Consider the following 5,790-nt stretch of genomic DNA (forward strand, 5'->3'; position numbering starts at 1 on the left):
TGCCGCCCGAAGACGGCGGCGGGGTGCTGATGATCTCGTATCCGCGGTAGCTGCCGCGCACCGGCTCGCGTTCTTTCACCTCGTAGGCGGCCAGATCGGCGGCCGTCATCAGCCCGCCACCCTTCTGGACCGCCGCGGCCAATTCCTTTGCCAGCTTGCCGTGGTAGAAGTCGTCGGGATCTTTGGCGATGCGCTCCAGCGTCGCCGCCAACTCCGGCTGCCGGAAGATCTCGCCCGGCTGGTAGTAGTTGACGTCGCGCTGCCCGCCACGCTGAAAGATGCGCTTCGACTCAGCGAACTCGCCCAGGTGGTAGTCCGGGTCGCGGAAGGACCGGGCGTCCTCGTAGCTGAGCGCGAATCCCTCGCGCGCGAGCTTGAGCGCCGGCGCCATCACCCGCTCCAGCGGCAGCTTCCCCCACTTCTTTTGCGCATAGACCAGCCCGGCCACCGAGCCGGGAACCGCGATAGCCCGATAACCGACGGTGCTGGCATGGCGGATGACCTTGCCCTGCGCGTCCAGATACATGTCGCGCGTAGCCGCCGCCGGAGCTTTCTCGCGAAAGTCGAGAAAGTGGGTCTCGCCGTTCGCCATACGCAGCAGCAGGAAGCCTCCGCCGCCCAAGTTCCCCGCCTGGGGATGGACCACGGCCAGCGCGAAGCCGGTGGCCACGGCGGCGTCCACCGCATTGCCGCCCGCCTGCATCATCTCCACTCCGGCCTGCGAGGCCAGTTCGTGGACGCTCGCCACCATGGCGTGGGGCGCATGGGCAGGGCGCATCCCAGAGGCCCAGAGGGCCGGCGCGGCGGCGGTGGTGACTGCCACAACCGCCATTAAAATCAATGGCTTACGAAGGAGACGCATGATGTGCGGGGCTTATCCGCGAGGGCCGTTCCCGTCCCGCCTGAGCACCGGGCCGGGCTATTGAGGCTAGCCCAGGGGTCTAGGGGGAGTCAAATCGGCGTCCATCAGCCGGTGACGGTAGGGGTTGAACTAGCGGACTTCACTTCAAACCAGCTCTCAACCTTCGGTACTGTCCTCCCAACAGCCGTGTTCGAATCAGAAAAGAGAAAAGCCCCCATGCCAGTGGGGGCCTCAGAAGATTTGCGCTCCAGCGAAATCATCGCATGGGGTATGCTTCATGTCAACCACTCATCGGGCCCTGTCCACTCCACTCGTTGTATCTCCTCAACATGACCCTGCGGGTCAATGGTATGCCCCGCCGCGCAAGTCGCGGGCGGTTTAGCGATATACACCCGGTTTCCTTATGGCGCTATGCGACAGTCCTTCTTCGGTTCTTATATGCGCTACGATTGGAAGGTCGCAGCTTCGTTGGGAACATGAAAGAGTTACTCTCCAAAACACACTGCGGGGTAGATTTGGGCTTGGCTCTTGAACGTCTTCCATGTGGATGTCTTGTTCAGAATGAACGGACAAATGCCCGTCACCAGAGCATACGAGCGTTAGTTTCTCTTCGCCCATGGGCCAGTACCATTGACCGAGAGATTTTCCTTGAAGGCTTCGATGCGGGAGAACAGTACGCTCTTGACAGATCGAGCAAATCAATACATACGCATCTGGCATCTGCTTCGACCTTTCAGGAGAAGAGCGCAGACAGTGGCCATACCTCAGTAGTTATTCCAGCGGCCATTGCCGCAGCCACACGCAAGCTAGAGCGAACGCGGCAGAAATTATAGTGCGCGAAGTGCAAAGCGCAAGCGGCTTTCAGGTTCTCCAGCTTCTTCGAGAAAGCGTTAGTCAGCCGCGTAAATCTACGCATCTGCATCCTCATGGTCAAGTGCTGCCGCTCGACGTGAGACGTACAGATGTGCGCCGGGTCGGGCCTGCCATGACGAATCTGATTTTGTGGAAATCGAAATTAGGACAGCACCGGCAATTTCGGCGACGTGCTGGCTCTGGTCGAAGGTGTAGAATGCATTTCCGTTTTCGAAGTCAAAAAGTAAATCCCGGCTTACGTAGCGTTGGGAGAGGAGCGGAGAATGGTACAGATGAAGAGACTGTTTTTCATAGGAATGGTTTTGTTGAGTTCAGTAGTGCTTGCTTCGGAGGCTCCATCAAAACGTCGTAATCTCAGATATTCATGGAACTGAGTTATTACGTTTATGTAATGCGGAGCATGGCACGACCGAATTGCAGTTCTGCGAAGCTTTCATCATGGGGGTACGGGACGGAGTTGTCCTGGCAACAGAACTTCGAGGCGCTAAACCAATAATTGAAACGCCAATAGAAGCGAAACAGGAGCAACTCAAAGCTGTAGTAGTGAAATATTTGAACAATCATCCTGAAGATCACCACAAGCCAGCAGCATTGCTCGTGATATACGCTCTCGGGCATGCGTTCCCCCCGCGACACAAGACGGCAAAGTAGAAAACACTGTAGAGCCAAAGCTCCACGTAAGTAATGGGGGGCGGCTCCGTCGAAGGGTCAGGAGGATGCAGGCGAGACTGATTCGGATGATTTTGGAAGAACCAATGGTTTGTACCCGACCATCACCGCCCCGATAAAGTGTTCTTGGCCGCACCGTGTGCAGCAATTCCGGCCTGTCGCTAGCGCCTGCTCCAAGTCTATCGGGTTAGAGTGGCCGCATTTCTGGCAATTGAACATCGGCCTCCTCCTTCCGTCGAGAATTATATCACTGCTGAGCGCCGCCATCGGGCTATGTCTGCTCGCGCAGCTCGCCCAGGGTGACGTTGACGTCCATCTTCTGTTTGCCTCGATAGATGGTGACGCGCACGGTGTCGCCGGCGCGGTGGCGGTTCATGATGCGGGAGATGTCGCTGGCGTCCTCGACCGCGTCGCCGTCCATGGCCACGATCAGGTCGCCGCCCAGCATGATGGGAGTGTTGCCGATGTAGGCGCGCTGGTTGCCGGCGCGCAGGCCGGCGCGCTCCGCCGCTCCGCCCGGGACCAGCTGCACGATGAGCACCCCGGAATCCGTGGCCAGGCCCATGCGCTGCGCCGCCTCCGGCCCGATGGGCAGGCTGCGGATGCCCAGCGCCGGGCGCCGCACCCGCCCCAGCGTCACCAGGTCGTCGAGCACGGCTTTGGCGGTGTTGATGGGCACGGCGAAGCCCACGCCGGAGTTCTGTCCCGCGGTGCCGACAATCATAGTATTGATGCCGATGACCTCACCGCGCGAGTTCAGCAGCGGCCCGCCGGAGTTGCCGGGATTGATGGCCGCGTCGGTCTGGATGGCCTCGTCAATGTAGGATTCCGGCCCGCGCACCGAGCGGATGGAGCTGATGATGCCGCGGGTCATGGTGCCGTTCAGTCCGAAGGGATTGCCGATGGCGAATACTTTCTGTCCCACCACCAGGTTCTTGGAATCGCCCAGCGTGGCCGGGGTCAGTCCCTGCGCCGCGATCTGGATGACGGCCAGATCGTGCGAGCGGTCCACCCCCACCACGCGCGCCGGATACTTCGAGCGGTTCGAAAGCGTGACCTCCAGTTGCTGCGCCCCGGCGATCACGTGGTAGTTGGTGAGGATGTGTCCCTGGCGGTCGAGCAGGAAGCCCGAGCCCTGGCCCTGCTCCGGCACCTCGCCGTAAAAGAAGTCGAAGGCCACGGCTTTGGAGGTGATGTTGACCACCGCGGGCAGCACCTTGCGGTACACCGTGATGTTGGTCTGCTCCTCGGAGTCGAACGACTGGGGAGCGGCGGCCTCGGTGATCTCGAGCTTGGCCGGTCCCGCCAGGATGGGGTGCGTAACCGCGGCCGGCGCAGGTTGCCGGTTGCTCAGGTAATAGAACGCTCCGGCCAGCAGGACGGCCAGAAGAACCACTCGCAAGGACTTCATGGCTGCTCTCCCTTCGCCGTCTCCGCCGCCAGGCGCTTGAGCTCGGCGTAGATGGCGTCCACCTGGCGCGCGGCCTCCTCGGGCGTGCCCGAGTTGTCGATGACGTAGTTCGCGGCCTTGATCTTTTCCTCGTCCGGCATCATGGCCGCCTGCCGCCGCGCCACCTCGACCTTTGCCGCCTCCAAGGAAATCGTATGTCGCTTGGCGAAGCGCTCCACCTTCTGTAGGGGCTCGCAGGTCACCACCACCAGCTTGTCGAAGCGTCGGCCGACGCGCGCCTCCAGGATCAGCGCCGCCTCGACCACGGCCACGCCTTGGGGATCGTTGCGCTCCACCGCCTCCATCCACTTTTCCTGGCGCTCGATGACCGCGGGATGCACGATGCCGTTCAGCTCCGCGATGCGTCCCCCGGCAAAGGCCAGGTCGGCCAGCTTGGCGCGATCCAGGCTGCCATCGGGTTGGACGATCTCCGGCCCGAATTGTTTGACCACCTGGTCGAACACCGAGTTGCCTGGCCGGGTGAGCTCGCGGGCGATGGAGTCGGCCTGGATCACCGAGGCGCCGCGCTCGGCGAACATGCGCGCAACCGTGGACTTGCCACAGGAAAGGCCGCCGGTGAGTCCGACGCGCAGCACGGCTATCCTCCGGCGGCGGCGGCGACGGCTTTCCTTGTCCCCGCCGCCGCGCCGCGCCGCAGTTTGGCGGCGCGCACTGTGTTCGACATCAGCATGGCGATGGTCAGCGGACCGACGCCGCCCGGCACCGGAGTGATGGCGCCGGCTACCTCCGCGACCTCGGGATGGACGTCGCCCACCAGGGTCGAACCCCTGGCGGCGAACTCCTGCTCGCGCTTCGCGTTCCCGGGGAAATACTTTTCGAACTCGGCGCGATCGCTCACCCGGTTGATGCCCACGTCGATCACCGTCGCTCCCGGCTTCACGAAGTCGCGCGTCACGAAGCCCGGCTTGCCCATCGCCACCACCAGAATGTCGGCACGGCGGCAGACGCCCGGCAGATCCTTCGTCTTGGAGTGACATACGGTGACGGTGGCGTGCGAGTTCAATAAGAGCATGGCCACCGGCTTGCCGACGATATCGCTGCGGCCCACCACGGTGGCGTTGGCCCCGGCAATCTCGATGCCGCTGCGCTTCAGGATCTCGATCACGCCCAGCGGCGTGCACGGCACCAGGCCCGGCCGCTGCGTCGAGAGGCGGCCCACGTTCACGGGATGAAAGCCGTCCACGTCCTTCTCCGGCGAGACGGCCAGCAGCACCGCCTTCGCATCCACCTGCTTGGGCAGCGGCAACTGCACCAGGATGCCGTCGATCTCGTCGCGCGCGTTCAGTTCCTCCACCAGGCCGAGCATCTCGCGCGTCGTGACCGATTCCGGCGGCGTGATCTTCTCGCTGTAGATGCCCAGCGCCTCGCAAGCCTTGATCTTGTTGCGGACGTAAATCTCCGACGCGGGATCGCTGCCCACCAGCACCGCCGCCAGGCCGGGCTTGATGCCGGCCTCGGCCAGCGCCCGCGCCTCGATCGCGACCTCGGCCTTGATCTCGCTCGCGATCTTGTTGCCGTCCAGGATGATGGCAGACATGGGGCCTCTGGGGTGGGGTCTGGAGACTATCTTAATTTACCAGTTCCGCTAGAATCGCCCTTGATGCTCCCCAAGGACCTGCTCGATATCCTGGTCTGTCCCGCCTGCAAGCAGCCGCTCGCCTACAGCGCCGAAAAACAGACGCTGAAGTGCGCCGCCTGCCGCCGCGTCTATCCCATCCGCGACGACATTCCCATTTTGCTAGTGGACGAAGCGAAGATCGAAGAGTGACCCGTAGAGACGCGGCATGCCGCGTCTCTACCTGCGCCGCGTCATCACCTCTTCTGCCAGCTCACCCCGCCGTCGCTGGTGGCCCAGGTCTCCCCGCTCGAGGTCGTGAGCGTGCCGTGCTCGGCGCTGGGGAACTCCACGCGCACG

5 protein-coding genes and 1 pseudogene are annotated in these 5,790 nt (G+C 62.7%); 1 reads left to right on the forward strand and 5 read right to left on the reverse strand.

Features of this window, described 5'->3' with window-relative positions:
• The 5 genes and pseudogenes from VGQ94_08210 to VGQ94_08230 all read right to left on the reverse strand — a co-directional run.
• Positions 1–832 (reverse strand): gamma-glutamyltransferase (locus tag VGQ94_08210; GenBank protein HEV2022500.1); only part of this gene is annotated, 832 nt, incomplete at its 3' end.
• Positions 833–1,595: 763 nt separating this feature from the next.
• Positions 1,596–1,847 (reverse strand): annotated as a pseudogene (locus VGQ94_08215) (IS1 family transposase).
• A gap of 828 nt (positions 1,848–2,675) precedes the next feature.
• Positions 2,676–3,815, reverse strand: coding sequence for a trypsin-like peptidase domain-containing protein (locus VGQ94_08220; protein ID HEV2022501.1), 1,140 nt, complete (start codon positions 3,813–3,815; stop codon positions 2,676–2,678).
• Positions 3,812–4,450, reverse strand: a complete 639-nt coding sequence (gene coaE, locus VGQ94_08225) for a dephospho-CoA kinase (protein ID HEV2022502.1) — start codon at positions 4,448–4,450, stop codon at positions 3,812–3,814. Before coaE ends, VGQ94_08220 begins: the two co-directional genes overlap by 4 nt.
• Before the next feature lie 2 nt (positions 4,451–4,452).
• Positions 4,453–5,412, reverse strand: coding sequence for a bifunctional 5,10-methylenetetrahydrofolate dehydrogenase/5,10-methenyltetrahydrofolate cyclohydrolase (locus tag VGQ94_08230; GenBank protein HEV2022503.1), 960 nt, complete (start codon positions 5,410–5,412; stop codon positions 4,453–4,455).
• A gap of 63 nt (positions 5,413–5,475) precedes the next feature.
• Here VGQ94_08230 and VGQ94_08235 point away from each other — a divergent pair, with 63 nt between their 5' ends.
• Positions 5,476–5,643, forward strand: coding sequence for a Trm112 family protein (locus tag VGQ94_08235; protein HEV2022504.1), 168 nt, complete (start codon positions 5,476–5,478; stop codon positions 5,641–5,643).
• The last annotated feature ends 147 nt before the right edge of the window (positions 5,644–5,790 follow it).

The organism is Terriglobales bacterium (assembly GCA_035937135.1).
Taxonomy (GTDB): Bacteria; Acidobacteriota; Terriglobia; order Terriglobales; family Acidobacteriaceae; genus DASYVL01.

Bases quoted from the DNA above. Each gene is read 5' to 3' on its own strand.
- VGQ94_08220 (HEV2022501.1), bottom strand. From the start codon at position 3,815: ATGAAGTCCTTGCGAGTGGTTCTTCTGGCCGTCCTGCTGGCCGGAGCG.
- VGQ94_08230 (HEV2022503.1), bottom strand. From the start codon at position 5,412: ATGTCTGCCATCATCCTGGACGGCAACAAGATCGCGAGCGAGATCAAG.
- VGQ94_08235 (HEV2022504.1), top strand. From the start codon at position 5,476: ATGCTCCCCAAGGACCTGCTCGATATCCTGGTCTGTCCCGCCTGCAAG.